This window comes from Treponema sp., from assembly GCF_024696245.1.
Taxonomy (GTDB): domain Bacteria; phylum Spirochaetota; class Spirochaetia; order Treponematales; family Treponemataceae; genus Treponema_D.
This window is the reverse complement of record NZ_JAILGZ010000023.1, coordinates 1-2,465: the sequence shown is the minus strand read 5'-3', so window position 1 is coordinate 2,465 and position 2,465 is coordinate 1. Positions and strand designations below refer to the sequence as shown.

At 36.4% G+C, this 2,465-nt stretch carries 4 protein-coding genes; all 4 read left to right on the top strand.

Features of this window, described 5'->3' with window-relative positions; all coding sequences use genetic code 11:
- Positions 1–470: SufB/SufD family protein (locus K6D58_RS01600; RefSeq protein ID WP_296826878.1), on the top strand; the 470-nt coding region annotated here is incomplete at its 5' end.
- On the top strand, positions 463–1,704 hold the full coding sequence (locus K6D58_RS01595) for an aminotransferase class V-fold PLP-dependent enzyme (protein WP_296826876.1): 1,242 nt from the start codon (positions 463–465) through the stop codon (positions 1,702–1,704). The genes K6D58_RS01600 and K6D58_RS01595, both read left to right, overlap by 8 nt.
- On the top strand, positions 1,704–2,183 hold the full coding sequence (gene sufU / locus K6D58_RS01590; RefSeq protein ID WP_296826874.1) for a Fe-S cluster assembly sulfur transfer protein SufU: 480 nt from the start codon (positions 1,704–1,706) through the stop codon (positions 2,181–2,183). The genes K6D58_RS01595 and sufU overlap by 1 nt, the downstream gene beginning before the upstream one ends.
- Positions 2,184–2,303: 120 nt before the next feature.
- Positions 2,304–2,465: YegP family protein (locus K6D58_RS01585; protein ID WP_367182323.1), on the top strand; the 162-nt coding region annotated here is incomplete at its 3' end.

The following is a 2,465-nucleotide window of genomic DNA, read 5'->3' as shown; positions in this document are numbered from 1 at the left end:
CTTGTTCTAATAGCAAAATCTGCTATGCGGTTAATAAAAATCATTCACTTGATATAAATTATGTTGTACGTCAGATAGGGCGTGAAACTGACAGTTTTATGCGTACAGACGGTGTTCTTATGGACAGTGCATCTAAAGTTTGGCGCGGTACAATAGATTTTATTAAAGGCTGTAAAGATGCAAAGGGAGATGAGCAGGAAGATGTTCTGCTTTTAAATCCTGATGTTGTGAATAAAACTCTTCCTGTTATTTTATGTGGAGAAGAGGATGTTGACGGTAGGCATGGTTCTTCTGTTGGAAGACTTGGTAGTGAAATTTTGTTTTATATGAACAGCAGGGGAATAGATGCAAAAACTGCTCTGAAACTTTTGATACGGGCAAAGATTATTTCTGCTTGTAAAGATATTCCGGATGAAGTTCTTGTAACTCAGATTTTGAATTTTGTAGAAGGAGCATTTGTAAATGAGTAATGTATTGTCCTATCGTAAAGATTTCCCTATTTTGAATAATTCGGAATATAAAAATCTTATCTATTTTGATAATGCTGCTACAACTCAGCGTCCTCAGTGTGTTATTGATGCAATATCTGACTTTTATACAAAATGCAATGCGAATCCTTTGCGTGGTCTTTATGGGCTGAGTGTAAAGGCTACAGATGCTTATGAAGATGCACGACATACTGTAGCTGGATTTTTGAATGCCAAAGAAGACTGTGAAATTGTATTTACAAGAAATACTTCGGAAAGTTTAAATCTTGTAGCCTATAGTTATGGTCTGAATAATATCAAGGAAGGTGATGAAATTGTTGTTTCCTGCATGGAACATCATTCTAACCTGTTGCCTTGGCAGATGGTTTGCCGTGAAAGAGGTGCAAAACTTGTTTTCCTTGAATGTAATGATGATGCCGTCATTACCAAAGAAGAGTATGAGTCAAAGATAACTGCAAAAACAAAAATTGTTTCCATTGTTCATGTCAGTAATGTATTTGGCATTACAAATCCTGTAAAAGAAATTGCTTCTTATGCACATAAAGTTGGAAATGGTGGAAAGGGAGCCTGTGTTATTATTGATGGTGCACAAAGTTCTCCTCACATGAAAATTGATGTGCAGGATATGGATGCAGATTTTTTTGCATTGAGTGGTCATAAACTTTGTGGTCCTATGGGAATTGGTGTTCTGTATGGTAAAAAACAGATTTTTGAACAGATGCCTCCATTCCTTTCTGGCGGTGAAATGATTGAATATGTAACTCGTGATAGTGCAACTTATGCAGAACTGCCACATAAGTTTGAGGCTGGTACTGTAAATGCAGCTGATGCAGCAGGTCTTGCCAGAGCAATTAAGTACATTGAAGATGTTGGCTTTGATGTTATTGAAAAGAATGATAATCATCTTGCAGAAGTTGTAATGAATGGTTTTAGTAAATTGCCTTTTGTCCATGTTATTGGTAATAAAAAAGCTGAAAATCATTGTGGAATTGTTACTTTCACAATAGACGATGTTCATCCGCATGATGTTGCAACGCTTTTGGATACTGAGAATATTGCTATAAGAGCTGGACATCACTGTGCTCAGCCTCTTATGCAGAAATTGGGTGTAGGCAGTACTGCTAGAGCAAGTATGTATTTTTATAATACAGAAGCCGAAGCTGAAACTTTTGTAGAGAAAGTTTCTCATATTCGTGAGTGGATGGGGTTAAAATAATGGACTTGAAGGCATTATACCAGGAAATCTTAAATGAGCATAATATCAATCCTAATCATAAGGGAGTTATGGAAAATCCAACCTTTACTCTTCAGGGAGTAAATCCAAGTTGTGGGGATAATATTTATCTCCAACTTTCTCTTGATGAAAACGGGGTTATAACAGAAGGTTCTTTTAATGGTTCTGGTTGTGCCATAAGTCAGGCATCGGTAGATTTAATGCTTGATTCTGTTATTGGAAAAACAAAAGAAGAAGCCCTGCGTCTTGCAGGGCTTTTCATGGATATGATTCAGGGTAAAACTACTGATGAACAGATTGCAGAGCTTGATGAAGCTGCTGCTCTTAAAAATATAAGTTTTATGCCTGCTAGAGTAAAGTGTGCCGTATTAGGATGGCATACAATGCAGGAAATGCTTACTAAAAATGCTACTGACGGACATGGTTCCGCTTCTCACTGTGAGTCTGATTCTTGTAAATAGCTGTTTGTAATTTTTTTGAACTTCTTTTATCTGAAAAATAATATTTGCCAATATTCCTATTGAGGTTTATAATATAGGGTATAAAGATAATTTCTACGGCTCGCTAGAGCTTGACTTTTTATGGAGGTTTGGGAAATGGGCAAGTTCGTTATAAACAGAACAAAAGATGGTGGATTCAAGTTTAATCTTGTCGCTGGAAATGGCGAAATTATTGCTGCTTCAGAAGTGTATACTCAGAAGCCAAAATGTAAAGTTGTTATTGCCAGTGTTCAAAAAAATGCA